This is a genomic window from Xanthomonas sp. 10-10 (genome assembly GCF_040182365.1).
GTDB lineage: Bacteria > Pseudomonadota > Gammaproteobacteria > Xanthomonadales > Xanthomonadaceae > Xanthomonas > Xanthomonas arboricola_F.
Genome location: NZ_CP144460.1, coordinates 674,342 through 698,114 on the forward strand (window position 1 = coordinate 674,342; position 23,773 = coordinate 698,114).

Here is a 23,773-nt window from a genome sequence, read left to right on the forward strand (position 1 = left end):
CTGTTCGGGATTTGCCGAAGGCAATACGTTCAAGCGCCACATCATCAGGACACGGTTGTCTGACAAGACAAACCAGTAAGAGCTCACGCAGTTAAAGCCCCTCTCTCCACGGGGCGAGAAGTCAACCTTGCGCGCCCCTGGGGCGCGTGCCTTGGAGCGCCCGCGCCGCAAGCGCGGGCCGGGGCGCGGAGCGGGGGTTGGGGTGAGGGTACGGTGGAGCGATGAAAATCAGACCGCCATTACCCACGGTTGCGCTCACCAACGCGCGTGCGTCACGGACAGGGATGACAGAAGCAGAGCGCGCACTTTGGCGCTGTCTCCGCAGCAATCAGCTACAAGGTTTCAAGTTCAGGCGTCAGCATCCGATTCCGCCTTACATCGCAGATTTTTGTTGTATTGATGCGGCGTTGATTGTTGAACTGGATGGCTCGCAGCATCAGACATCCAGCGATCAGGCAAGAACGCGGTGGCTGCAATCGAAGGGTTGGAGAGTGCTGCGGTTCTGGAACAACGATGTGTTGCTTTCGCTGGATGCGGTGGTCGAGATGATCTTCAAGGTGGTCGCTACGCCGTACCCTCACCCCAACCCCTCTCCCGCGGGGAGAGGGGCTTAATCCGCCAGGCCTCAGCTCTTCTTCGGTAGGAAAGCGGCCTGATTCAACTCAATCCCAACCTTCTGCATCCGGGGAGGGAGGGCCAAAATCCGGACGCATGCCATGCATAACAACGAGCACTACATGACCGGCTTCGGCAACGCGTTCGCGACCGAGGCGGTGGCCGGCACCTTGCCGGTCGGGCAGAACTCGCCGCAGCGTGTGGCGCACGGGCTATATGCCGAGCAGCTGTCGGGCACCGCCTTCACCGCGCCACGCGGCGAGAACCGGCGCAGTTGGCTATACCGCATTCGCCCGGCCGCCGTGCATGGCAGCTTCTCCTTGATCGAGCAGTCGCAGTTCCACAACGACTTCGGCAGCGGCCCGGTACCGCCAGACCAGATGCGCTGGAGTCCACTGCCGTTGCCGGCTAAGCCCACTGATTTCGTCGATGGTCTATACACCATGGCCGGCAATGGCAGCCCGGAGGCGATGACCGGCGTGGCCGTGCATCTGTATGCGGCCAATGCCTCCATGCACGATCGCTTCTTCTATGACGCCGATGGCGAGTTGTTGCTGGTGCCGCAGCAGGGCCGTCTGCGGGTGCACACCGAGCTCGGCGTGCTGGAGCTGGAGCCGCAGCAGATTGGGGTGATTCCGCGCGGCGTGCGCTTGCGCGTCGAGCTGCTCGATGACACGGCCCGCGGCTATGTCTGCGAGAACTTCGGTGGCTTGTTGCGCCTGCCCGACCTGGGGCCGATCGGCTCCAACGGGCTGGCCAATGCGCGTGATTTCGAAACGCCACATGCCGCCTTCGAACAGCGCGAAGGCGCGTTCGAACTGGTGGCGAAATTCCAGGGTCATCTATGGCGTGCGGACATCGGTCATTCGCCGCTGGATGTGGTGGCCTGGCATGGCAATTACGCGCCGTATCGCTACGATCTGCGCCGCTTCAACACCATCGGCTCGATCAGTTTCGATCATCCCGATCCGAGCATCTTCACCGTGCTGACCTCGCCCAGCGACACGCACGGCACGGCCAACATGGATTTTGCGATCTTTCCGCCACGCTGGCTGGTGGCGCAGCACACCTTTCGCCCGCCGTGGTTCCACCGCAATGTGGCCAGCGAGTTCATGGGCCTGGTGCATGGCGTCTACGACGCAAAGGCCGAAGGCTTCGCGCCGGGCGGGGCGTCGCTGCACAACTGCATGAGCGGGCACGGCCCGGATGCGGCGACCTTCGACAAGGCCTCGCAGGCGGACCTGTCGCGTCCCGACGTGATCGCCGAGACCATGGCCTTCATGTTCGAAACCCGAGCGGTATTGCGGCCCACCCAGCAGGCGCTACAGGCCAGCCACCGGCAAGGCGACTATCAGCAATGCTGGTCCGGATTGCGTGCAGGGTTCAATGCGCCGACTTCTGGCCCGGCTGACTAAGCGCGTGCAACACGAGGCCTGGCTGACCGTCAGGCGGACGCGCTAGGTGCGCGCTGCGACATGTCCCGCCCAGGCGATCCGGTCCCGGGTGCGCTGTCCACATGACTGCCCGCCACGTTTTCTTGGCCGCTCCAATCGAGCCGATCAAACCGGTTTGCGCTACCGGCATTGGCGCTCAATCGGCGGGCAAGCTCAGCGTTTCCCCGACAGACACGGCCGTTCCGTCGCGTTACCGGCATCGACCGTACGCACGCCCAGCGCAATCGCACAGTGGCGCGCCCCTGGCCAGCGGCTTTGCATCATCGCAGCGACGGACCTGCGACACCCTATGCCGTCGGCATTACGCAGCCTGCTCTGCATCCGGCAGCAGCTCTTCAATCCGCGTGCGCACACGCTGTGCATACGAGGCCGAGGTGAACTGCGGTAGCTCGCGCAAGGCCGTATGGATGGCGATACCGATCGCCTCTTCCGCGCGTGCGGCCTGCAACTGCCGGTGCAGTACCACCGCAACCGGATTGCGCTGCAACTGCAGGATGTCGAGCAGGTACAGGCGCGCGTTGGTGGCAGCGCGACGGCGCTGACGTTGCAGATCCTCTTCGGTGGGCTCGGTGGCCGGCGGTGTCTGCAAGGTGGCAGGCGCCGTGGCAGTCGGCGCCATCGCGGCCATGGGCGCAGTCGAGCGCGATGCGCTGGCTTGCGCATCGTCGGTGTCGGTCAGATATCCCATCGCGCACAGCGTCTGCACCAGGGCGGCGCCGTGATCCCCCAGCAGCAGCGCCAGCGATGTCAGGTCGCGTTGACCGTCGGCCAGGATCAACGCGCGACGCTGCAATAACGTCAGCGGGCTGCGGTGCGATTGCAGCGCGGTCAGGGCGAGCTCGGTCTTGCGTGGGGTCATGGCGGCAGTCCTGCGAAGCCGACAGCGTGATCGCTGTCAATGAAGCGCCGATGACATCGCCGCGACGGGATGCGCGCGCGCCCTGCACATTGCCGCGATGCCGGTTGTGTACGCTGGCCCAGGACATAGGGAGTGCAGCAATGACATGCAGACTGCTGGGTTTGATAGGGATGGTGCTGGTGATGGCCGGCTGTCATCGCGGCGACGACGCGCCGGCTGCGCAAGCGCCGGCCGAGGCCGCGCATGCGCCGGTCGCGTCTGCCAACGATCAGCCCGCAGATGCAGTGCCGCCGGCGACCGCCCCGCCTGGCACGTTTCCGCCGCATCTGCGTCAGCAGCCGACCACGCTTGCGCGGATGGACGGCTACGGCGACCTGCGGTTGGGCATGGATGCCGCACAGGCACGCAAGGCCTGGGGTGGCGAATTACGCGGCAATGCCGCCAGCGACGGCGGGTGCTACTTCCTACGCCCGCAGTGGGCCGATGATGCGCGTCGGTTCGGTTTCATGTTCGAAGGCGATCGTCTGCTGCGCTATCAGACCAACGAGGCGAAGGAAGTCGCGCCCGGTGGCGGCAGGGTCGGCATGACGCTCGCGCAGCTGCGCGCGCTGTATCCGGACGGGTTGGATGCACAGCCACACAAGTACCTGCCCGGCGCGCAGACGCTGCGCCACGCCAACGCCGCGACGCAGTCTGCGGTGGTCTTCGAGACCGATGCCGACGGTAGGGTCAGCAGCTGGCGGGTAGGGCGGCCGCCGCAGGTGGATTATGTGGAAGGCTGCGGTTGAGCTGAGCTGAGCTGCGCGTCGCGTGGCATGTCGGTGTCGGCCTGTCGCCGCAGGCACACACGCAGATGCTGACGCTGCAGCGCTAGGTAGATGGATGATCCACGCTCGCGTAGCGCTGCTAGCGTAGCGTCGCTGCGGCGCTGCAGCCCATGGATAGGCAGCGCGTGCTGGTTCGCCCGCCTGCGGGGCGGCGCAGATGCAAACGCAGCGGTCGAGGTCTGCTGAAGTGCTATCGATGCACGCTCGGATGCAGGGGTTTGTGCAATGCGTACAGATGCCGTATCGCACCCCTGAAGCACCGTTGCATCCATTGCGCCTGAAGCAGCATTGCCGGGGAACTGCGTTACGCCTAACAAGGCCGCGTCACGCACTCGCATCAGCGGTGCCGCGCGAGATCAGCGCTCCGCTGCAGGTCGCTCATGTTGCTTGGCGGTCTCTGCGTTCTCGCCGACATCGCCTTCGGCCGTCGGCGAGGGCAGGCCTTCCTTTTCCATGTCGCCGTGGTTGGGCACTTCCGGGCGGTTTTCCATCATCAGCGACAGCGCCGCCTTGGCCATCATGTGCGCGCTGATCGGCGCGGTGATGAACAGGAACACGGTGATCAGCAACTCGCGCGGCTGCGGGTCCACGCCCAGGAACAGGTGATACCCCACCGAGCCCAACAGCACGCAGCCCACGCCCAGCGTGCTCGCCTTGGTCGGCGCATGCAGGCGCTTGAAAAAGTCAGACAGCTTCACCAGCCCGAATGCGCCGATCAGGATAAAAAACGTGCCGACCAGCAACAGCGCGCTCAGCAGGTATTCGGTGAGCGCGATCATTCGACGATATCCCGACGCAGCACGAATTTGCTCAACACCACGGTGCTGCCGAAGCCCAGCATCGCAATCACCAGCGCCGCCTCGAAATAGATCGGCGAATCCAGATACATGCCCAGCAGCATCAGTTCGGCGATGGCGGTGACCGAGAGCGTATCCAGCGCCAGGATGCGGTCCGGCACCGTCGGGCCGCGCAGCAGCCGCCACAATGCCATCAGGATGGCCAGGCCCACCGCGTGCATGCAGATGACGATGGTCGATTCGATGAACATGTGACCGGTCATGGAAAGATCTCCATCAGAGGTTTTTCGTAGCGGGTCTTGATCTCGGCGATCAACGCGTCCGGGTCGTCCAGATGCAGCACATGCACCAACAGGTATTTGCGGTCGTCCGACAACGCCGCTGACACCGTGCCAGGCGTCAGCGTGATCATGCTCGTCAGCGCCGCAATGCCGTGGATATTGGCGATATCCAGCGGCACCCAGATAAAGCCGGGGTGGATGCGCGATTCCGGCCCGAGTACCTGGATGGCGACCTTGATGTTGGAGCGCACGATGTCGCCGGCCGCCACCAGCAACATGCGCGGGACCGAGCGCAGCGAGCCGATGCGGGCGAATTCGCGGTCCAGCCGCGCGGCGAAGATCGGCACAACCACGCCCAGCAGTGCGCCCAGCACCCATTGCTGCGGCCCGAAGCTGTCGCTGAGCAGCAGCCAGAACACGAACACGGTGACAGTCAACGACGGCGAGGGCAGCAACCGGCGCCGCAAGGGCATGCGCGCGCTCATGGCTGCCTCCGTTGTGGCGTGGTGGCGCGCACCTGATCCACATATGCACCGGGGTCGCGCAACTGCGCAGCGGCGGCATCGGTGTAGCGCATCAGCGGTTCGGCACCGACCGTCATCGCCACCAGCCCGCTCAGCAGCAGAACCGTTGCGGCGGTTTCCACCGGTCGCATGCGGCCACGGCGTTGCGGCTGGAGTTCGGGCGTGTCTTCCACTGCCTCCGGCACGCGCCAGAACAGCCGCACGCCGGCGCGGGTCAAGCCGATCACCACCAATAGGCTGCTGCCGAGAATCGCGCCCCAGACCGGCCCGACCAGGCCGTCGGGCACATGCTGCAGCAAGGCCGCCTTGGCGAGGAATCCGGACAGCGGCGGTAGGCCGGCGACCGCGACCGCAGCGATCATGAACATTGCGCCGGGTATCCCACGCCGCGGCAGCGGTGCGACCACTTCCTTGCGATCGCTGGCGCTGCCGCGGCGGCGCCGGATCAGGTCCGACACCATGAACAGGGCCGCGGCCACAAAGCTGCTGTGCGGCAGGTAGTACAGGCCCGCACCCAACGCGCCGGCATCGTCGAGCGAGAAGGCGATGAACAAGGTCGCAGCCGAAAACACCACCAGATACGACACCATCACCCGCAACCGCGATGCGGCCATCACCCCGAAGGCGGCCATCAGCAGCGTCGCAATGCCCAGCCACAGCAGCGCATGCCGGCCAAACCCATGCAGCGCGCCGGCACTGGCGCCAAACCACAGCGAGGACACACGCAACGTTGCGTACAGCCCAACCTTGGTCATGATCGCGAACAATGCCGCTACCGCTGCCGGCGCGCGCGAATAAGTCTCCGGCAACCACAGGTACAGCGGCAGCAACGCAGCCTTGCTGCAGAACACCAGCAGCAACAAGCCCAACGATGCCTTGGCCAGCGGCACGTCCTGCGCCGGCAGGTCGGCAATACGTTGCGACAATTCGGCCATGTTGAGCGTGCCGAAGACGCCAAAGAGCAGGCCCAGCGCAATCAGAAACAGCGTCGACGCACACACGTTGAACACCACGTAATGCAGGCCGACGCGCATCTGCAGGCCGCGTCCGCCACTGAGCAGCAACCCGTAGGAGGCGATCAGCATCACCTCGAAGAACACGAACAGGTTGAAGATGTCGCCGGTCAGGAATGCGCCGTTCAGGCCCATCAACTGGAACTGGAACAAGGCATGGAAGTGCGGCGCGCGCCGATCCCAGCCGGCGCAGGCATGCAGCAGGCAGGCCGAGCCCAGGACCAGGGTGGTCAACAGCATCCATGCCGACAGCCGGTCGCCCATCAGTACGATGCCCAACCGCGCCGGCCAGTCGCCGAGCAGATACACCAGCACGCCGCCCTCCGCGGCACGTGCGAACAACGCGATCACCGCGGCTGCCAGCAAGGCCATGCTCGCCCACGCCACACTGCGCTGCACGCGCGGCCCGTAGCGGCGGTGCTCGACAAACAGCGATGCGGACGCGCCCAGCATCGGGATCAGAATCGGCAGGATCAGCAGATGATTCATCGCCGCGCCTGCCGCGTATCTGCGCCGGTGGCGGCATCTTCATGCGCATCCACGTGATCGCTGCCGTTGTCGCTGCGGCTGCGGATCGCCAGCACCAGGCTCACCGCCGTCATCGCAAAGGCAATCACGATCGCCGTCAGCACCAGCGCTTGCGGCAACGGGTCGGTGTAGTGCAGCAGGTCCACCGGCACGCCCTCGCGCAACACCGGCGGCTGGCCGCTGCGCAGCCGTCCGCCGGCGAAGATCAGCAGGTTGGTCGCGTACGACAGGAAGGTCATCCCCAGGATCACATCGAAGCTGCGCGCGCGCAGCAACAGATAGATCGCCAATGCGGTAAGGACGCCGATGGCGCTTGCCACTGCCAGTTCCATCAATGCTGCTCCGCGGTGCGTGTCGAACGTTGGGTGGGATCGATCTCGCCGCGCTGCGAACTGCGCGTACGCGAGGGCTTGATCGTGCCCATCATCGACAGCATCAACATCGCCGCACCGAACACCACCAGATACACCCCGATATCGAACCCCAATGCGCTGGCCAGTTCCAGATCGCCCAGCAGCGGCAGCGGAATCTCCACATGCCCGCTGCTCAGGAACGGCAACCCGAACAGCAGCGAGCCGGCACCGCTGAGCAGCGCGCACAACAGGCCGATGCCGATCAGCCGGATGTAGTCGAAGCCGAAGCGCGATTCCACCGACGCGGTGCCCTGGATCACGTACTGCATCAGCAACGGCACCGCCAGCACCAGCCCGGCGATGAAGCCGCCACCGGGCGCGTTGTGACCGCGCAGGAACAGGAACAGGGACACGGTCAGCGTCAGCGGGAACATGATCTGCGCCAGATCCGCCGGCACCGGCAACCGGATCGGCGGCCCGGGCATGCTGCGTTCCGGTGCCATGCGCGAGCGTCGCAACAGCGCATGCACCACCAACCCGGCAATCGCGAACACCGTGATCTCGCCAAACGTATCGAAACCGCGGAAATCCACCAGGATCACGTTGACCACGTTGCGCCCATACGCCTCGGGCAACGCGCGCTGCAGCAGTTCGCCGGCAACGGTATGGCTGGACTGCGTCATCAAGGTGTACGACAGCGCGGCCAGTCCGGCGCCACCGGCGATCGCAAGGCAGGCGTCGCGGATCTTGCGCAGCCGCGCGCGCTCGGGCAGCGAGCGTTCGGGCAGGTAGTTCATCGCCAGCAGCATCAGCACCAGTGTCACCATCTCCACCAGCAGCTGCGTCAGCGCCAGGTCCGGCGCCGACAGGAACACGAAGGTCAGGCTGACCGCCAGCCCGGTGCCGCCGAGCACCAGCACCGCCAGCAGGCGCTGCCTGTACAGGAACAGGCTGCCCAGCGCACAGGCGATCATCAGCAGCCAGACCGTCCAGCCCAGCAGCGGCATCGGCGTGGGTGCCGGCCAGGCCGGCAGCGCGCCGCCCTGCAGGAACGGCACCAGCGCCACCACCACCGCGCTCAGCACCAGCAACATCAGCATGCGCTGCAGATTGCCGTTGGTGATCGCGTCGGTCATGTGCGTGGTGGCGCTAAACAGCGCACGCAGGTTCCAGTGGAACATGGCCTTGCCGGGCGAGCGGTTCTGCACCGCATACAGGTCCAGCAGGCGGCGGATCGCCATGTACAGCAGCGTGCCGCCGATCATGCCGGCCACGCTCATTGCCAACGGCCAGTTCAAGCCGTGCCACAGCGCCAGACTGTAGTCGGGCAATCGATCGCCAAGAATCGCGCCCGCTCCGGCGCGCAGCACCGGCGCCACCGTCCATGCCGGCACGATGCCGACCGCCAGGCAGATCAGCACCAGCACTTCCACCGGGATCTTCATCCAGCGCGGCGGCTCGTGCGGTGTGGTTTCCAGATCGCGTGGGCCGTCGCCGAAGAAGGTGTCGTGTACAAACCGCAGGCTGTAAGCCACCCCGAGCAGGCCCGCCAGCAACGCGGCGATGCTCGCCAGGATGCGCATCAGTTCCGGCGCCTGGGTCTCCAGCGCCACCGCAAAGAACATTTCCTTGGACAGGAAGCCATTGAGCAGCGGAATGCCCGCCATCGCCAACGATGCGATGATCGCCAATGCACTGGTAAACGGCATCAGCCGGCGCAGATTGCCCAGCCTGCGCATGTCGCGCGTACCGGTCTCGTGGTCGATGATGCCCGCAGCCATGAACAATGACGCCTTGAACACGGCGTGGTTGAGGATGTGGAACACGCCCGCCACCACCGCCATCGGCGTCGACAGGCCGAACAGCATCGTGATCAGGCCAAGATGCGAGATGGTGGAGTACGCCAGTACGCCCTTGAGGTCGTGCTGGAAGATCGCATGCCACGCGCCCAGCAACAGCGTGATCGCGCCGATGCTGGTGACGGTGTAAAAAAACAGGTCGGTGCCGGCCAGTGCGGGGTGCAGGCGCGCCAGCAAAAACACCCCGGCCTTCACCATCGTGGCCGAGTGCAGGTACGCCGACACCGGCGTGGGCGCGGCCATCGCCTGCGGCAACCAGAAGTGAAACGGAAACTGCGCGCTCTTGGTAAAGATGCCCAACAGCACCAATCCCAGTGCATACGGATACAGCGGGCTGGCGCGGATCACATCGCCGGCGGCCAGCACGGCATCCAGCTGAAAACTGCCGACGATGCGGCCGAGCATCAGCACCCCGCCCAGCAGCGCCAGACCACCGCCAGCAGTCAGCACGAATGCCATGCGTGCGCCTTCGCGTGCATCCTTGCGGTGCGACCAGAACCCGATCAGCAGGAACGAGCTGATGCTGGTGAGCTCCCAGAACACCATCAGCAACAGCAGATTGCCCGACAGCACCATGCCGAGCATCGCGCCCATGAACAGCAACAGATAGGCAAAAAAGCGCGAAGCGCTATCGCGTGCGCTCAGGTAGTAATGCGCATACATCACCACCAATGCGCCGATGCCCAGCACCAGCAGCGCGAACATCCAGGCCAGCCCATCGAGCCGCAGCGAGAACATCAAACCGATCTGCGGCAACCACGCATGCTCGCTGCCAATCACCTCGCCACGCAGCACTGCCGGCGTCAGCGTGGCAAGCACCAGCAGGCCGGCCAGTGGCGCAGCCGCAGCCAACCACGCAGTGATCGAACGTGGCGTGCGCGAGAACAGCGCGACGGCGGCGGCCATCAGGAACGGCAGCGCCAGCATAATTTCCAGCGGAAAAGGCATGCAGGGAACACAGGATTCGCGAGCAGGCCAGAGAGCTTAACAAACCGTTGACTGACGTCAGTGTCAACGCCGGCGCCGCGCACAGGCGCAATTGCCGGCCAAACGGCGCGCGCATCGACGTCGGGGACTGGGTATGCTGCTGTCATTCAGGACCATGTCGTTGCCCCGTGACCGCCACCCATCCCGCTCCGTCCACCGCTGTGTCTGCGCCGCGCGCCCTGGTTTTTGGCGGCAGCGGGCAGATTGGCGAGCGTCTGTTGACCCGGCTGCTGAGCCGCGGGTGGCAGGTGACGGCATGGTCGCGGCAGCCGCGTGCGGCGCGTTCCGGGTTGATCTGGCGGCAAGGCGATCTGGCTGTGCCGGCCGCCGCAGGCGATGCCTTCGAGGTGATCTTCAGCTGCGGGCCGCTGGATCACTTCGCCCGCTGGTATGCCGAAAATCCGGTGGTCGCATCGCGCATCGTGGCGTTCGGTTCCACCAGCGTGGAGGTCAAGGAGCATTCGATCGATGCGGCCGAACGCGACGTGGCGCGACGGCTGGCGCATGCCGAACAGGCGCTGTTTTCTGCGGCCATGGCGCGCGGCGCCACCGCCACCGTGCTGCGCCCGACCCTGGTCTACGGTGCCGGACGCGACAAGACGCTCACCCAGATTGCCGGCCTGGCCCAGCGCACCGGCGCCTTCATGCTGCCGGCCAATGCCACCGGTCTGCGTCAGCCGGTGCATGTGGACGATCTGGCCAGCGCGGCGCTGGCGGTGATCGGCCAACCGGCGACCCAGCAACGCAGCTACGCGGTGGGCGGCGGCGAAGTGCTGGCCTACACGCAGATGGTGGAACGGGTGCTGCAGGCGCTGCCACGGCCGGCGCGGCTCTATCAGGTGCCGCCCAGCCTGTTCGGGCTTGCGCTCACTGCCGCGCAACGCCTGGGCCGCCTGCGTGGCATGAACGCGGCGGCGCTGCAACGCATGCGCGACGACCTGGTATTCGACCTGGAGCCGGCACGTCGCGATTTCGGCTATGCCCCGCGCGCATTTCGCCCGCTGCCGGAAGAGCTCGGTATCGGCGAGTAATTCGGTGCGGGCGTGGCGCGCTCGATGTGCGCAGCCGCAGCGTGGCGTGGCGTGTGACTACATCAGACCACGCCTACATTCCTGCGAGACATGCCAGGCACGTCGCCGCCGGACTCAGTAGCGCCACCCCAACTGGCGATACACCTTGGCCAGCACCCAGATCGGCCCGATCAGCAGATAGGTCAGATCGGTCAGAAAGCTCGGCTTGCGGCCTTCGATCTTGTGGCCCACAAATTGCGCAATCCATGCCAGCACGAACACCGACAGTGCGGTGGCGAACAATCCGGTCAGCCCGATGCGGCCTTCGATCAACCGGCACAGGCAGCCGAAGAAAAAGAAGATGCCCAGCATGCCCAGCCCGAGCGGGCGCGACAGCCGGTTGTAATACGACCACGCCGCAAACATCGACAGCGCTGCCCACACCCCGCTGCTGAACCAGGTGCCGCCCACCGGAATGCACCAGAGCAGGCCCACCACCGACCACAGGATGGCCGGCACCGCGACCACATGGATCAGCTGATTGGTGTCGTTGCGGTGATCGTCGGAATAGCTGGCGAAATAGCGCTCGATCGGTCGCGCGGTCGTGGTGCGTTCGGTCATGTTCCCTCCCAGGAATGACCCCAAGCATACGCGTGCGAACGGCTGCGGTGGCGCTGCACCGGTAACCGGGCCCCGCCACGCAACACTGGCATGGCGAGGCCCGGACAGCATCAGTTGACCGATACCGCGCTCCAGGCGGCTGCCACCGCGCGGTACTGGGTGGAGGTGCCGCCATACAGATCGGTGGCCGCGCTCAACGTGGCCCTGCGTGCGGCGGCGTAGTTGCTGGAGGAGGTCATGTAGACGGTGAGCGCGCGATACCAGATGCGGCTGGCCGCGGTCCGGCCGATCGCCGTCAACGCGGTATTGCCGTTGCAGACCAGCCCGGCCGGGGTTACGTTCCAGCTGGTGCCGGCACCGAAGCCGCTCGGCACCACCGCGCCTTCGGCCAGCAGATAGTAGAAATGGTTGGCCACGCCGGAGCTGTAATGCACGTTGAGCGAGCCCAGGCTGCTGCTGTAGCAATCGGGCGAATCGCCATCCAGGCTCGGCTTGAACATGTAGCGCAATGCCAGCGTGCCGCTGCTGTTGCCGGGGATGATCTTTTCGCCGATCAGATAGTTACCCGGCTGCGCACTGTTGTTGGCGGAGTACTCCACCATCGCGCCCATGATGTCAGACGTGGCTTCGTTCAAGCCTCCCGATTCGCCCGAGTACACCAATCGCGCAGTGCGGCTGGTCACGCCATGGGTCATCTCGTGGCCGGCCACATCCACCGACACCAGTGGCGTGAAGGTGCTGCCGTCGCCATCGCCGAAGGTCATGCAGAAGCAGCTGTCCTGCCAGAAGGCGTTGTTGTAACGACTGCCGTAATGCACGCGGCTGCGCGCACCGGCGCCATCGTTGGCGATACCGCTGCGTGCATGCGCGGTGCGGTAGTAGTCCCAGGTCAACGCCACGCCGTAATGCGCATCCACCGCTGCGGTCACCGTATCGCTGTTGGCGCCGCTACCCCATGCATTATCGGCATCGGTGACCAAGGTGCCGTTGCCGGAGGTGCTGTTGCGCATGTTGTACGTGGCACCGCTGCCGCGGCTCAGATCGGTCAATTCGTAACCGCTGCTGCAACGCGTCGTGGCCAACGCCACGCTACCGGCATACAGCGAGCGCCCGGTGCCGGCCGCGCTGGTGCCGCCTGCGCACGCGGTATGCACCGTGTCCCAGGATTCGAGGATGCGTTGATCCACTGCATCGACGATGTAATGCATTTCGGTGGGCGTCTGATCGGGTTTGATGCCGCTATAGATCACCTCATATGCCAGTCGCGGCGTGCCTTGGCGCGCGTACAGCGCAAGGCTTGCGCGTGGTGCGGCGGCTTGCGGTACGTCGAACTGCCCACCTGCCACGCGCAAGGCGGTGGCGGCATCGATGCCCGGCAGCAGGCTGGGACGGACGCTGGTCTCCATGGTCTGACTCAACTGGCGCATCACGCCGCGCCGCGAATGCACCACCACATCGCCGCCGATGACCGGCAATCCCTGATAGGTACGATCGAAGCGCACATGCTCGGTGCCATCGGCATCGACGATGCTGTCGCGCGCGATGAAGGCATCGGCTGGCGCACGATTGGCCAGCGCTGCGGCGTTGTTCCCCAGCAGCGACTGCGCGCGCGATACCGCTGCAGTGGTAGATAGATCAGCCGCAGTAGCGACAGCAGAAAACGATAGCGCGCAGCAGATGGCCGCGCCCAGGCGATGAAAATGCATGACGACTCTCTCCAGAAAACGTGCGATGCAAAGACCGGCGGCCCCCCCCGACAGCCGGTCGCCGATGGCACCTCGGGTGCCGGCAGCTACGCTTGCACAGTCCCGAACTGGACAGTAGTAAAAGTTACGGATGTATCGCGTTCTGTGCGCCTGGCCACTTTGCGCTGCGCAGCGCATCGCAGAGATCTGCCCATCCCAGTGCACGCAGCGCATCGTCCGGCGTGCGTGCGCGCAATCTCTCTGTCGCCCAAGCGACCATCCTCGCCAAGCCGATTGCCCTGTGCATCGCGCACATCAAGACGATTGAGTTCCTGCGGCAGCTTGTCGACGCCGTCGTCTACTCGCCTGCGTCTGCGCCCCGAATTCCGGGAACGCTAACGTACCGAAATCCTTGGCGGTCAATTCCAGTGTGTTGTGTTGTGTTGTTCGGTCTCGGATTCGGATTCGGATTCGGGCAGGTCACGCATAACAGGGCAGATCAATCGGAAAGGACGCACGGTTCTCTGCTCAAACGTTGGCGGGCATGCCATTACCAGTGTCGTCGCTAGCGCGCTGATTACAGAGACTGGTCGTCCACCTCGACCAGCATCCAGCACGGGCGCCGGGCGAAGTGGTAGACCTGCTGATCGCCGGTGTCGGGCGTGCGGACCAGTACCTGTCGGCCATCGGCCTCCTCGGAAATCGTGACCTCGCGGCCGCCGTTGCGAGCTGCTTCCAGGTTCGGGATGACAGGCCATTGGACATTGGCCAGCGCAACCGTGCGGGTGACCGGCGTCGGCTCGGGCTGTGCGTCCGGGTCGAGTTCGATTATCGTCAGCGGATCGGCCGTGGCCTTTTCCTGTACCGCAATGTCTGCACTGAAGCTTTTCAGAAACGCAGAGAAGTCGGCGCTGGGGCAGGTTGTCGTCTGCGCAGGCGTGGCCGGAACGGTGGCGGATGCCGAAACTGCAGGTGCTGCATTCGCAGCAGGCGTCGCAACGCCGCCAGGCTCTGCTTGCGGCTTGCAGGCAGCCAGCGCCAGGCTCAGTGCGAGAGCGTGCAGGGACGTTCGGAAAAGGGCCAAGGGATCCTCCTGATCGTAGCGGGGCAGCTGGAGCGCGGGCGGGATGCTATACGCGCGCTGCTTGCCAATGTGTGAAAGCTTGCGGTGTCGTGGGTTGCGCAAACTGGCCGGCATGCAGCAGGCCAATGACCTCGCAGACCAAGCAGCCTGACGATGGCCCCGGTGCTCGCGTGAGTCCGCAGCCGTTGATTGCTGTCAGCGAAGCCAGGTTATCTCGATCGAGCCTGCACAAAGATCATCACGATTTGATCGTGGTTTGGCCGGAGATGTATCCGGCATGGCGCGGCTGACTATATCCCGTTTGAAAATACATCGAGTGCATCCGCACCCACCCATCCCTGTGCGCAGTCGCCGACATACTGGCCTGGGGCGGCGGCATGGCAACTCCCGCCGGGGACGCTCTTCGAGCGTTGGATCGGCCTGTCGCCATATGTTCCGCATGCCGGGTTGTTCTTGCATCCGGCAACACTGTCTGCAGGAATCGCAATGACGTAGTAATACAGAGGATTCTGTCCGGCGCGGCCGATCGCTTGAATGCAGACGAGCTGGCCCTGCGCCAGCCTCGCTCTGGCGACCGCACGACTGCCAGTGGTCGGCACCGCATCAAGTGCCTCCACCCCGCTTGCCTGCGCCACGCCGGCAAACAAGCCCGCATCGCCACATGCAGGCGAGAGCTCTACGTCGTAGAAATCGCCGGCATCGACATTTCCGGCCGTGCAGCCTTTTGCCATGTTTGCATCGGCACACTGCACGCCGCTTGCCTGTAGCAACGTCGCGAGCCGGTCAGCGACGGAAGCGCCAGCAGACGCCGGTGCCGATGCCGTCGATGTGACTGGCGGCGCGGCAGGGGTTGCTGATTCGCCGGCGCTGCACGCGCCTACTGCAAGCAGCCCGGGCAGCAGTGTGTTGAGTAACGCCGGCAATTTGCGGAATGAAAAATGTGAGAGTGCCATTGCGACTTCCTTGGCCAACAGACCGCGTCAGGTGCGTCCTTCAGCGCTCAATAAAGAGCGCTGCCCACCATTGCTGCTTCAGTGCAGTGCTAAAGCCCCGAGAGCGGGGCTCCAAAACTCAATCGACCGAAATACCCGCCAATCGCTGCAGTGCCTCGGCGTATTTCGCGCGCGTGCGTTCGATCACTTCTGCCGGCAGGCTCGGGCCCGGTGCGGTCTTGCCCCAGTCCAGCGTCTCCAGATAATCGCGCACGAACTGCTTGTCGTAGCTTGGCGGGCTGGTGCCCACTTCATATTGATCGGCCGGCCAGTAGCGCGACGAGTCCGGGGTCAGCATCTCGTCCATGATGTACAGGCGGCCATCGGCGTCGGTGCCGAATTCGAACTTGGTGTCGGCCAGCAGAATGCCGCGTTCGGCGGCAAAATCCGCGGCGAAGCGGTAAATGCGCAAGGTGGCATCGCGCACGCGCTCGGCCAGTTCGGCGCCCACGGTCTTGACCATCGCGTCGAAGTCGATGTTTTCGTCATGGTCGCCGACAGCGGCCTTGGTCGATGGGGTAAAGATCGGCTCGGGCAGTTTCTCGGCCTGGCGCAGGCCGTCGGGCAATTCGATGCCGCTGACCTTGCCGGTGCGCTGATAGTCCTTCCAGCCGCTGCCGATCAGATAGCCGCGCGCGATCGCCTCCACCGGCACCGGCTTGAGCTTGCGCGTGACCACTGCACGTTTGGCATAGAGCGTCGGGTCCACACCGTCGGGCAGCACCTGCTCCACCGCGATGTTGACCAGGTGGTTGGGCATCAGGTGGTCGGTCTTGTGGAACCAGAAATTGGAGACCTGGCACAGCATCTCGCCCTTGCCGGGGATCGGGTCCGGCAACACCACATCGAACGCGGACAGGCGGTCGGTGGCCACCATCAGCAGGTAGTCGCCGGGCGGCGCATCGGCGGGCAGGCGCTCGCGGGGAATATCGAAGACATCGCGGACCTTGCCACGATGACGCAACGGCAGGCCGGGCAGATCGGATTGCAACAGCGTGGTCGACACAGGCACTCCTAAGGACGTCGCTATGACGCTGTCCCCGGGACCCGGCGGGCCCGCGGGTGTGCAGCGGGCCGCGTAGTGTACGGCGCTTCGGCGCGCCCCGCTGGATTTATTGGCCGCCGCCGCACACCCGGTGTCGACGGCCCGTCAGCCAGGCCGGGCGGGCGTTCGGGTAAGATCGCCAGCCCGCCTTGCCGCCCCCGATTGCTCATGTCCTGGTACGGAAAACTGCTCGGCGCATTGGCCGGCGCCCTGCTGTTCCGCGGCGCGCCCTTCGTGGGGCTGATGATCGGCCTGGCCATCGGGCACGCGGTGGATGCCGGCTGGTTCAAGCGGCGCGCGGAAAACCCCTACGAAGCCCTTGGACTGGAGCCGGACGCCACCACGGCCGAGATCGATCTGGCCTATCGCCGGCTGATGTCGCGCTACCACCCGGACAAGGTGGCCAACGCCGACCCGGAAGCCCGTCGCCAAGCCGAAAAAAAAGCCAGCCAGATCAACGCCGCCTACGACCGGATCCAGCGGCTACGCAAGCGCTGACTGGATGAAGTGACTGTTCTAGCGCGTTCTAAAGTTGGCAGCACGCCAGGTCGCCGCGCATCCCCAAAAAAACAGCGCCACCCAGACCCAGCCCGGGTGGCGCTGCCATCAGGCAGGCATCAGAAACGATACGTCGCCGTCAGCCGTACCGCATTGGTCGAAAAGTCGGTGTCGGTGCGGCGCAGGTCGGTGCCGTCCGGATTGACGCGCAGGAAGGGGTTGGTGGCCGGCGCGGTGCCCGGCCCCACGCGCACGCGGGTGTCTTCGTCCTGCAGGCGGGTGAACAGGTATTCCACGCCCACCGAGACATGGTCGCTCAAACGACGCTGCAGGCCGACGCCGGCCTGATAGCCGTCGGCGCTGTCGCCGCCGCTGCCGGTGAAGCTGTTGGCGGTGTTGCTGCTGGCAAAGCTGTGGTCGAACTCGCCGCGCGCCACGCCGGCGGTGAAGTACGCCAGGTAATCGCCCTGCTGGCCGAAGGCATAGCCGATCCGGCCGCGCAACGCAGCGGTGCGGTTGAGCTGGCGGGTGAAGGTGTACAGCGCAGGCGTGGTGCTGAAGGCGCTGACGCTGTCGCGGATGTCGTTGCGGGTGTACTCGGCCACGACGCCATAGACCCAGTTGCCGGCCTGCCAGTCGTAGCCCAGCCGCGCCCCGTATTCGGCGCCGCCCTTGTCCTTGCTGCAGCCGCTGGCCGGCGTGCGCCCGGCCGCCGCGCCGCCGCAAAAGCCGGGCGAGAACGCATCGGCACCGGTGGCGGTGCTGACCTGGTCGCCGTCGCGGCCATCCAGGTTGGTGTCGAAGCCGAAACGGCCGCCGGACACCCCGGCAGGATCGGCACCGCCCACATTGGCGCCTAGGGAAAAGCCGGACCAGTCGGCCGGGCCGGTTTGTGCCCAGGCCGAAGGGGCCAGGGCCAGCAGGACGAGAGCGGCGGAAGCGAGCGGGGTGGTTTTCATGCGGTCTCCTTGCATCTGGCGCGGCGCGCCGGTCTGGTACGTACGCGCTCGCGTCCGCTACGGATGCACCGGCGCCTGCGTTTTGCGACGCGCTCGTCCGTGCGGCGCCGCCGGGCGGACGCCAGGACGCTGTCCGGACGATGCGGACTGGGGGGAGGCGCTCCCTGCGCCGCTACCGATGCTCGCCTGGATGCCAGGCAAGGCCGGTCCCCTGCCATCCATGCGATGGTTGGGTCAAACCTCCTGCCGGGCTCGGCTTTTCTCGCCGGTCCCTGGTTGCGACAATGGGGCTCCTGCATTTTCCCGAGCTGCCCATGCAACCGACGGCAATCGCCCCGTCCATCCTGTCCGCCGATTTCGCCCGTCTTGGCGAAGAGGTGAACAACGTCCTCAAGGCCGGCGCCGACTGGGTGCACTTCGACGTGATGGACAACCATTACGTGCCCAATCTGACCATCGGCCCCATGGTGTGCCAGGCCCTGCGCAAGCACGGCATCACCGCGCCGATCGACGTGCACCTGATGGTCGAGCCGGTGGATCGCATCGTGCCGGATTTCGCCGAGGCTGGCGCCACGACCATCAGCTTCCATCCCGAAGCCAGCCGCCATGTACATCGCACGATCCAGCTGATCAAGTCGCACGGCTGCCAGGCCGGGCTGGTGCTCAATCCGGCCACCCCGGTGGATATTCTCGATTGGGTGCTGCCGGAGCTGGATCTGGTGCTGGTGATGTCGGTCAACCCTGGCTTCGGCGGGCAGGCGTTCATCCCGTCGGCACTGGATAAGTTACGCGCCATCCGCAGCAAGATCGATGCGCTGGGCAAGCCGATCCGGCTGGAGATCGATGGCGGGGTCAAGGCCGACAATATCGGTGCAATTGCTGCCGCCGGCGCCGACACCTTCGTGGCTGGCTCGGCGATCTTCAATGCGCCCGACTATGCGCAGGTGATCGCGCAGATGCGCGCGGCGGTGGATGCGGTGCGATGAGCCAGCCGGCGCCGCAGATCCGTCCCGCCACACCCGACGATGTGCCGCTGTTGCATGAGCTGATCACCGCGTTGGCCATCTACGAACGCGAGCCCGACGCGGTCAAGGCCACTCCCGGCGACCTGCACGCCAGCCTGTTCGGCGAGCGCGCCACCGCGCATGCGCTGATCTGCGAGCAAGACGGCCAGGCATTGGGCTTTGCGGTGTATTTCTTCAACTACTCGACCTGGCTGGGCCGCAACGGCCTGTACCTGGAAGACCTGTTCGTACGCCCGCAAGCGCGCGGCAAGGGCGCCGGCCTGATGCTGCTGCGGTATCTGGCCCGGTTGGCGGTGCAGCGTGGCTGCGGACGCTTCGAATGGTCGGTGCTGGACTGGAATCAGCCGGCCATCGACTTTTATCAGGCGGTCGGCGCCCGCCCGATGGATGGTTGGACGGTGTACCGGCTCGATGGCGAGCGCCTGGCCGCATTTGCCGCGGGCGGTTGACAGCGGCCGGCAGACCCGGGCGAGCAGTCGAAAGCTGGACACGGGCGGCGCACTCAGCGCTGGAATCTGCCCGTGGTCCATGCAGTTACGAGCACCGCCAGTCCGCCTGACGCTGAGCGCAGTCGTTGTTGGTCGCTGCGCGCCCCGCAGCGCGCACAAAAGGAAGGCCGCTCCACCCGGAGCGGCCTTCAAGAAAATTGGAGGCTGATCCTGCCTCCGCCCGTCGTCCCTGCTATGGCCTTCTACTCTCCGGGTCGTCGATGACATGCCCATGACAGCCCGATGGCATTACGTATTCACGATCCACCCATTGGCGCGCTGCTAGCCTGCGGCCACCACCCTCACAGCATCGGCAGCGCGCATGGCCCCGTCCCACTGGCGTCTGATCCTCAACGGCAAGTCCACCGATAATCTGGACCTGCGTGAGGCGGTGGGGGAGTTGCGCAACCGCGGCGTGCAGCTCGAAGTGCGCGTCACCTGGGAAGAGGGTGACGCCGAACGTTACGTTGCCGAAGCGGTTGCCGATGGCGTGCAGACGGTGGTGGCCGCCGGCGGCGACGGCACCTTGAGCGAGGTGGCCGCCGCGCTCGCGCACCACCACGGCGATGCCGACAGCCTGCCATCGCTGGGCCTGGTCCCGTTGGGCACCGCCAATGATTTCGCCACGGCCGCCAACGTGCCGATCGAACCGCTCCATGCGCTGAACCTGATTGCCGAGCGCCCCGCGCACGCGATCGACCTGCTGCGCATCGACACCGCACATGGCCCCCACTGGTGCGCCAATGTCGCCAGCGGCGGCTTCGGGACCCAGGTCACGGTGGAAACCGACGAAGGCCTGAAAAAAATGCTTGGCGGCCTGGCCTACCTGATTACCGGCATGTCGCGGCTGGGCCGGATCGACCCGATCAGTGCCCGTTTTTCAGGTCCGGATTTCAGCTGGGAAGGCGAGTTCATCGCCTTGGGCCTGGGCAACGGGCGCCAGGCCGGCGGCGGTCAGGCGTTGTGCCCGGCGGCCTTGATCGACGATGGACTGCTCGACGTCACCATCGTGCCAGCGCTCAACGGCGAGGTGGCCGCCACGCTTGGCACCCTGGTCACCGGCGGAAAGCAGGCGGCGTTGGAACGCGTCGCCGTGCGCGCGCGGCTGCCCTGGCTGGAAATCCTCTCGCAGCAACCGCTCACGCTGAACCTGGATGGCGAACCGGAAACCTCGCTGCATTTCCATATCGATTGCGTGCCGGCACGGCTGCGGATGCATTTGCCGGTGGACTGCCCGTTGCTCAGCGAGTGAGCGCCTGGGTGCCGTGATTGGTGAGCCAGGAGTGGGGATTGATAGAACCTGACCATGCGGTGCGCACTGCTTTAAGCCCCTCTCGCTGCGGGAGAGCGGTTGGGGTGAGGGTTCCTGCGCCAACACCCATGCCGACACTAGGCGCACCTTGCCCTGCACCGGCGACCAACAACGCCTGACCTGCGGCGCACAAACGCATGACCAACGGCGCGCGCTGCCCGGAGCGCTGCCAGTCCGCATCGGACCGCCTGCCCGACAACACCCAACCCAACCCAGCTTCGCAATGTGCACCGCAGTTGCCTGTGCGCCTGCTGCCCTGGAGCGGCACTTGCGCTACAGTAGTGGCGTGTCCCGCCTGACGACTCCACGCTCCTTCTCTTCCGCTCGCCGCTGGTGGCGATGGTGGCTCGTTGCCGTCGTCCGCCCCGCCACAGAGTCCCGGAAGGAAAGTCGTCTTGATCACTGCAGAGCAGTTCCAGCGCCAGGCCGCTGAAGGTCACACCCGTATCCCCGTCGTCCGCGAAGTGCTGTCCGACCTGGACACGCCGCTGTCGGTCTATCTGAAGCTCGCTGACGGCGCTTACACCTATCTGTTCGAATCGGTCGAAGGCGGTGAGCGCTTCGGGCGCTATTCCATCATCGGCCTGCCGGCGCGGCGTGTGTACAGCTTCCGCGGCCACACGCTGGAAGTCAGCGAGCACGGCGAGGTCATCGACACCCGGCAGGTCGCCGACCCGCTGGCCGAAGTCGACGCGCTGCGCGCCGAACATTCGGTGCCGCAACTCGACGGCTTGCCCGGCTTCACCGGCGGGCTGGTGGGCTGGTTCGGCTTCGAGTGCATCCAGTACATCGAACCTCGCCTGGGCACGGGCGACAAACCCGATGAACTGGGCACGCCCGACATCCTGCTGATGCTCTCCGAAGAGCTGGCGGTGTTCGACAACCTCAAGGGCCGGCTGTACCTGATCGTGCATGCCGACCCGCGCCAGCCGCAGGCCTATGTGCGCGCCAACCGTCGACTGGACGAGTTGGCGCACCGCCTGCGGCAGGGCGGCGCCGGGTATCCGCAGGCGCAGATTTCCGATGCCATCGACGAATCGGATTTCCATTCCTCGTTTACTCGCGAGGAGTACCACGCGGTGGTGCGCAAGGCGCAGGAATACGTGCGCGCCGGCGATATCTTCCAGGTAGTGCCATCGCAGCGGTTGCGCGTGCCGTTTCGGGCGCGCCCGGTGGATGTGTATCGCGCGCTGCGCGCGCTCAATCCCTCGCCGTACATGTATTTTCTCGATGTCGGCGGCACCCAGGTGGTGGGCTCGTCGCCGGAAATCCTGGCGCGCCTGCGCGATGGGGTGGTCACCGTGCGGCCGATCGCCGGTACCCGCCCGCGCGGCGTAACGCCGGAGCTGGACAAGGCGCTGGAAGCCGAATTGCTGGCCGACCCGAAAGAGCGCGCCGAGCACGTGATGCTGATCGATCTGGGCCGCAACGATGTCGGTCGCGTCGCCGAACCGGGCACGGTCAAGGTGGGCGAGCAGTTCGTCATCGAACGCTATAGCCACGTCATGCATATCGTCAGCGAGGTCACCGGCACGCTCAAGGCCGGCCTCAATTACAGCGACGTGCTGCGCGCCACCTTCCCGGCCGGCACCGTCAGCGGCGCGCCGAAGATCCGCGCGCTGGAAATCATCCGCGAGCTGGAGCCGGTCAAGCGCAACGTCTATTCCGGTGCGGTCGGTTATATCGGCTGGCACGGCGATGCCGACACTGCGATTGCGATCCGCACCGCGGTGATCCAGGACGGTTACCTGTACGTGCAGGCCGGCGGCGGCGTGGTCTACGACTCCGACCCGGACCTGGAATGGCAGGAGACCATGAACAAGGGACGCGCGCTGTTCCGCGCCGTCGCCCAGGCCGCCAAGGGGCTGTGATGGACGGGCAGGGCAGCGCTGCGCGCATCAGTTTTCGCAACGATTACAGCGAAGGCGCGCATCCGCGTGTGCTGCAGGCGATCGTGCAGGCCAGTGCCGAGCAGAACGGCGGCTATGGCACCGATCGGCATAGCGAACGTGCGGCGGCATTGATTCGCGATGCCATCGCGCAGCCGCAGGCCGCCGTGCAGCTGCTGGTGGGCGGTACGCAGACCAACCTGATTGCGATCAGCGCATTCCTGCGCCCGCACCAGGCGGTGATTGCGGTCGAAGCTGGACACATCGCAACGCACGAAACCGGCGCCATCGAGGCCACCGGCCACAAGGTGCTCACGGTACCGGCGCTGCACGACAAGCTGACGCCTGCAGTGATCGCGCCGGTGCTTGCGGTGCACAGCAACGAGCACATGGTGCAGCCGCGGTTGGTCTATCTCTCCAACAGCACCGAAAGCGGCACCATCTACACGCGTGCCGAACTCGAAGCGCTGTCGCGCTTCTGTCGCGAACGCGATCTGCTGCTGTATCTGGATGGCGCGCGGCTGGGCGCAGCGCTGACTGCCAACGGTAACGATCTGGATCTGCCGACCATTGCCGCGCTCACCGATGCGTTCTACATCGGTGGCACCAAGAACGGTGCGCTGCTCGGCGAAGCCTTGGTCGTGATCCATCCCGCCCTGCAGGCCGATCTGCGCTATCTGATCAAGCAACGCGGCGCGCTGTTGGCCAAGGGCATGGTGCTCGGCGCGCAATTCGCCACCTTGTTCGAAGATGGCTTGTTCTTCGAGCTTGCCGCGCACGCCAACGCCATGGCGCAGCGCCTGCGCGCCGGCCTGCTGGCGGCGGGCGTGGAATTGACCAGCGACTCGCCAACCAATCAGCAATTCGTCGCCGTCACCGTGCAGCAGGCCGAGCGGCTCGCGCAGCGCTACGACTTCGAACGCTGGGAAACGCGCAGCGATGGGCGGCTGGTCATTCGCTTGGTGACCTCATGGGCGACCACGGCCGATACGGTCGATCGCCTGTGTGCGGATGTCGCAGTTCTTCATCAAGATCCCCTATCTCAGGACCGTTTCTAGGACGCAAGGA

The 23,773-nt window shown here is 65.5% G+C and carries 24 protein-coding genes; 11 read left to right on the forward strand and 13 right to left on the reverse strand.

Annotation, left to right across the window (positions count from 1 at the left end; genetic code table 11):
• The first annotated feature begins 221 nt into the window (after positions 1 to 221).
• Both VZ068_RS02850 and hmgA read left to right on the forward strand, forming a co-directional pair.
• Positions 222 to 614 carry an endonuclease domain-containing protein gene (locus tag VZ068_RS02850; RefSeq protein WP_349656846.1) on the forward strand — a complete coding sequence of 131 codons (393 nt, stop codon included), beginning with the start codon at positions 222 to 224 and terminating at the stop codon, positions 612 to 614.
• 102 nt (positions 615 to 716) lie between these two features.
• Positions 717 to 2,030 carry a homogentisate 1,2-dioxygenase gene (gene hmgA / locus VZ068_RS02855; protein WP_349656847.1) on the forward strand — a complete coding sequence of 438 codons (1,314 nt, stop codon included), beginning with the start codon at positions 717 to 719 and terminating at the stop codon, positions 2,028 to 2,030.
• 340 nt (positions 2,031 to 2,370) lie between these two features.
• On the opposite strand, the gene VZ068_RS02860 is transcribed toward hmgA, so the two are convergent.
• Positions 2,371 to 2,928: a hypothetical protein gene (locus VZ068_RS02860; protein WP_349656848.1), complete on the reverse strand. Its 558-nt coding sequence runs from the start codon at positions 2,926 to 2,928 to the stop codon at positions 2,371 to 2,373.
• 164 nt (positions 2,929 to 3,092) lie between these two features.
• Here VZ068_RS02860 and VZ068_RS02865 point away from each other — a divergent pair, with 164 nt between their 5' ends.
• Positions 3,093 to 3,716 carry a lectin gene (locus tag VZ068_RS02865; RefSeq protein ID WP_349657631.1) on the forward strand — a complete coding sequence of 208 codons (624 nt, stop codon included), beginning with the start codon at positions 3,093 to 3,095 and terminating at the stop codon, positions 3,714 to 3,716.
• Between the two features lie 395 nt (positions 3,717 to 4,111).
• Here the strand turns inward: VZ068_RS02865 and VZ068_RS02870 are convergent, their stop codons facing one another.
• From VZ068_RS02870 to VZ068_RS02895, 6 genes are read right to left on the reverse strand one after another with little or no spacing between them, the layout of a single operon-like run.
• Positions 4,112 to 4,534: a Na+/H+ antiporter subunit G gene (locus VZ068_RS02870; protein ID WP_259155822.1), complete on the reverse strand. Its 423-nt coding sequence runs from the start codon at positions 4,532 to 4,534 to the stop codon at positions 4,112 to 4,114.
• On the reverse strand, positions 4,531 to 4,815 hold the full coding sequence (locus tag VZ068_RS02875) for a K+/H+ antiporter subunit F (protein ID WP_029218577.1): 285 nt from the start codon (positions 4,813 to 4,815) through the stop codon (positions 4,531 to 4,533). The genes VZ068_RS02870 and VZ068_RS02875 overlap by 4 nt, the downstream gene beginning before the upstream one ends.
• Positions 4,812 to 5,318: a Na+/H+ antiporter subunit E gene (locus VZ068_RS02880; protein WP_259155820.1), complete on the reverse strand. Its 507-nt coding sequence runs from the start codon at positions 5,316 to 5,318 to the stop codon at positions 4,812 to 4,814. The genes VZ068_RS02875 and VZ068_RS02880 overlap by 4 nt, the downstream gene beginning before the upstream one ends.
• Entirely contained in the window at positions 5,315 to 6,859 is a 1,545-nt protein-coding gene (locus VZ068_RS02885) for a monovalent cation/H+ antiporter subunit D (RefSeq protein WP_349656849.1), read from the reverse strand. The genes VZ068_RS02880 and VZ068_RS02885 overlap by 4 nt, the downstream gene beginning before the upstream one ends.
• Positions 6,856 to 7,230, reverse strand: a complete 375-nt coding sequence (locus tag VZ068_RS02890) for a Na+/H+ antiporter subunit C (protein ID WP_259167399.1) — start codon at positions 7,228 to 7,230, stop codon at positions 6,856 to 6,858. Before VZ068_RS02890 ends, VZ068_RS02885 begins: the two co-directional genes overlap by 4 nt.
• On the reverse strand, positions 7,230 to 10,058 hold the full coding sequence (locus VZ068_RS02895) for a monovalent cation/H+ antiporter subunit A (RefSeq protein WP_349656850.1): 2,829 nt from the start codon (positions 10,056 to 10,058) through the stop codon (positions 7,230 to 7,232). The genes VZ068_RS02890 and VZ068_RS02895 overlap by 1 nt, the downstream gene beginning before the upstream one ends.
• A 167-nt stretch (positions 10,059 to 10,225) precedes the next feature.
• Between VZ068_RS02895 and VZ068_RS02900 the strand changes: the two genes are divergently transcribed.
• A complete protein-coding gene (locus VZ068_RS02900; protein WP_259167402.1) occupies positions 10,226 to 11,128 on the forward strand; it encodes an NAD-dependent epimerase/dehydratase family protein in 903 nt (300 codons plus the stop codon).
• Positions 11,129 to 11,242: 114 nt separating this feature from the next.
• Here VZ068_RS02900 and VZ068_RS02905 read toward each other — a convergent pair whose 3' ends face one another.
• The 3 genes from VZ068_RS02905 to VZ068_RS02915 all read right to left on the reverse strand — a co-directional run bounded on the left by VZ068_RS02905 (position 11,243) and on the right by VZ068_RS02915 (position 14,611).
• Positions 11,243 to 11,728, reverse strand: coding sequence for an Mpo1-like protein (locus tag VZ068_RS02905; protein ID WP_259155815.1), 486 nt, complete (start codon positions 11,726 to 11,728; stop codon positions 11,243 to 11,245).
• A gap of 110 nt (positions 11,729 to 11,838) precedes the next feature.
• Entirely contained in the window at positions 11,839 to 13,434 is a 1,596-nt protein-coding gene (locus tag VZ068_RS02910; RefSeq protein ID WP_349656851.1) for a M4 family metallopeptidase, read from the reverse strand.
• Between the two features lie 556 nt (positions 13,435 to 13,990).
• Positions 13,991 to 14,611: a hypothetical protein gene (locus VZ068_RS02915; protein WP_349656852.1), complete on the reverse strand. Its 621-nt coding sequence runs from the start codon at positions 14,609 to 14,611 to the stop codon at positions 13,991 to 13,993.
• A gap of 11 nt (positions 14,612 to 14,622) precedes the next feature.
• Here VZ068_RS02915 and VZ068_RS02920 point away from each other — a divergent pair, with 11 nt between their 5' ends.
• Positions 14,623 to 14,787, forward strand: a complete 165-nt coding sequence (locus VZ068_RS02920; protein WP_349656853.1) for a hypothetical protein — start codon at positions 14,623 to 14,625, stop codon at positions 14,785 to 14,787.
• Here the strand turns inward: VZ068_RS02920 and VZ068_RS02925 are convergent, their stop codons facing one another.
• Together VZ068_RS02925 and VZ068_RS02930 are read right to left on the reverse strand one after the other, a co-directional pair.
• Positions 14,788 to 15,450 (reverse strand): hypothetical protein, encoded by a 663-nt coding sequence (locus VZ068_RS02925; RefSeq protein WP_349656854.1) that lies wholly within the window; start codon positions 15,448 to 15,450, stop codon positions 14,788 to 14,790. It abuts the gene before it with no gap.
• 118 nt (positions 15,451 to 15,568) lie between these two features.
• Entirely contained in the window at positions 15,569 to 16,495 is a 927-nt protein-coding gene (locus VZ068_RS02930) for a phosphoribosylaminoimidazolesuccinocarboxamide synthase (RefSeq protein ID WP_259155811.1), read from the reverse strand.
• Between the two features lie 207 nt (positions 16,496 to 16,702).
• Between VZ068_RS02930 and VZ068_RS02935 the strand changes: the two genes are divergently transcribed.
• Positions 16,703 to 17,032: a J domain-containing protein gene (locus VZ068_RS02935; RefSeq protein ID WP_046963407.1), complete on the forward strand. Its 330-nt coding sequence runs from the start codon at positions 16,703 to 16,705 to the stop codon at positions 17,030 to 17,032.
• Positions 17,033 to 17,151: 119 nt separating this feature from the next.
• On the opposite strand, the gene VZ068_RS02940 is transcribed toward VZ068_RS02935, so the two are convergent.
• Complete coding sequence (locus tag VZ068_RS02940) at positions 17,152 to 17,991, reverse strand: outer membrane beta-barrel protein (RefSeq protein ID WP_349656855.1); 840 nt, start codon at positions 17,989 to 17,991, stop codon at positions 17,152 to 17,154.
• Positions 17,992 to 18,275: 284 nt separating this feature from the next.
• On the opposite strand from VZ068_RS02940, the gene rpe reads away from it, so the two are divergent.
• The 5 genes from rpe to VZ068_RS02965 all read left to right on the forward strand — a co-directional run bounded on the left by rpe (position 18,276) and on the right by VZ068_RS02965 (position 23,763).
• Positions 18,276 to 18,977 (forward strand): ribulose-phosphate 3-epimerase, encoded by a 702-nt coding sequence (gene rpe, locus VZ068_RS02945; RefSeq protein ID WP_259167407.1) that lies wholly within the window; start codon positions 18,276 to 18,278, stop codon positions 18,975 to 18,977.
• Positions 18,974 to 19,465 (forward strand): GNAT family N-acetyltransferase, encoded by a 492-nt coding sequence (locus tag VZ068_RS02950; protein WP_349656856.1) that lies wholly within the window; start codon positions 18,974 to 18,976, stop codon positions 19,463 to 19,465. The genes rpe and VZ068_RS02950 overlap by 4 nt, the downstream gene beginning before the upstream one ends.
• 361 nt (positions 19,466 to 19,826) lie before the next feature.
• Positions 19,827 to 20,756 carry a lipid kinase YegS gene (gene yegS, locus VZ068_RS02955; protein WP_349656857.1) on the forward strand — a complete coding sequence of 310 codons (930 nt, stop codon included), beginning with the start codon at positions 19,827 to 19,829 and terminating at the stop codon, positions 20,754 to 20,756.
• A 455-nt stretch (positions 20,757 to 21,211) separates the two neighbouring features.
• Positions 21,212 to 22,687 carry an anthranilate synthase component I gene (trpE, locus tag VZ068_RS02960; protein ID WP_349656858.1) on the forward strand — a complete coding sequence of 492 codons (1,476 nt, stop codon included), beginning with the start codon at positions 21,212 to 21,214 and terminating at the stop codon, positions 22,685 to 22,687.
• Positions 22,687 to 23,763 carry an aminotransferase class I/II-fold pyridoxal phosphate-dependent enzyme gene (locus VZ068_RS02965; protein WP_349656859.1) on the forward strand — a complete coding sequence of 359 codons (1,077 nt, stop codon included), beginning with the start codon at positions 22,687 to 22,689 and terminating at the stop codon, positions 23,761 to 23,763. Before trpE ends, VZ068_RS02965 begins: the two co-directional genes overlap by 1 nt.
• The last annotated feature ends 10 nt before the right edge of the window (positions 23,764 to 23,773 follow it).

Coding starts and splice junctions, on each gene's coding strand:
- VZ068_RS02920 (WP_349656853.1), top strand. CDS start 14,623: ATGACCTCGCAGACCAAGCAGCCTGACGATGGCCCCGGTGCTCGCGTG.
- VZ068_RS02880 (WP_259155820.1), bottom strand. CDS start 5,318: ATGAGCGCGCGCATGCCCTTGCGGCGCCGGTTGCTGCCCTCGCCGTCG.
- VZ068_RS02910 (WP_349656851.1), bottom strand. CDS start 13,434: ATGCATTTTCATCGCCTGGGCGCGGCCATCTGCTGCGCGCTATCGTTT.
- VZ068_RS02870 (WP_259155822.1), bottom strand. CDS start 4,534: ATGATCGCGCTCACCGAATACCTGCTGAGCGCGCTGTTGCTGGTCGGC.
- yegS (WP_349656857.1), top strand. CDS start 19,827: ATGGCCCCGTCCCACTGGCGTCTGATCCTCAACGGCAAGTCCACCGAT.
- VZ068_RS02915 (WP_349656852.1), bottom strand. CDS start 14,611: ATGCCGGCCAGTTTGCGCAACCCACGACACCGCAAGCTTTCACACATT.
- VZ068_RS02895 (WP_349656850.1), bottom strand. CDS start 10,058: ATGCCTTTTCCGCTGGAAATTATGCTGGCGCTGCCGTTCCTGATGGCC.
- VZ068_RS02860 (WP_349656848.1), bottom strand. CDS start 2,928: ATGACCCCACGCAAGACCGAGCTCGCCCTGACCGCGCTGCAATCGCAC.
- hmgA (WP_349656847.1), top strand. CDS start 717: ATGCATAACAACGAGCACTACATGACCGGCTTCGGCAACGCGTTCGCG.
- VZ068_RS02885 (WP_349656849.1), bottom strand. CDS start 6,859: ATGAATCATCTGCTGATCCTGCCGATTCTGATCCCGATGCTGGGCGCG.
- VZ068_RS02905 (WP_259155815.1), bottom strand. CDS start 11,728: ATGACCGAACGCACCACGACCGCGCGACCGATCGAGCGCTATTTCGCC.
- VZ068_RS02925 (WP_349656854.1), bottom strand. CDS start 15,450: ATGGCACTCTCACATTTTTCATTCCGCAAATTGCCGGCGTTACTCAAC.
- VZ068_RS02875 (WP_029218577.1), bottom strand. CDS start 4,815: ATGACCGGTCACATGTTCATCGAATCGACCATCGTCATCTGCATGCAC.
- VZ068_RS02850 (WP_349656846.1), top strand. CDS start 222: ATGAAAATCAGACCGCCATTACCCACGGTTGCGCTCACCAACGCGCGT.
- VZ068_RS02940 (WP_349656855.1), bottom strand. CDS start 17,991: ATGAAAACCACCCCGCTCGCTTCCGCCGCTCTCGTCCTGCTGGCCCTG.
- VZ068_RS02965 (WP_349656859.1), top strand. CDS start 22,687: ATGGACGGGCAGGGCAGCGCTGCGCGCATCAGTTTTCGCAACGATTAC.
- rpe (WP_259167407.1), top strand. CDS start 18,276: ATGGGGCTCCTGCATTTTCCCGAGCTGCCCATGCAACCGACGGCAATC.
- VZ068_RS02890 (WP_259167399.1), bottom strand. CDS start 7,230: ATGGAACTGGCAGTGGCAAGCGCCATCGGCGTCCTTACCGCATTGGCG.
- VZ068_RS02950 (WP_349656856.1), top strand. CDS start 18,974: ATGAGCCAGCCGGCGCCGCAGATCCGTCCCGCCACACCCGACGATGTG.
- VZ068_RS02935 (WP_046963407.1), top strand. CDS start 16,703: ATGTCCTGGTACGGAAAACTGCTCGGCGCATTGGCCGGCGCCCTGCTG.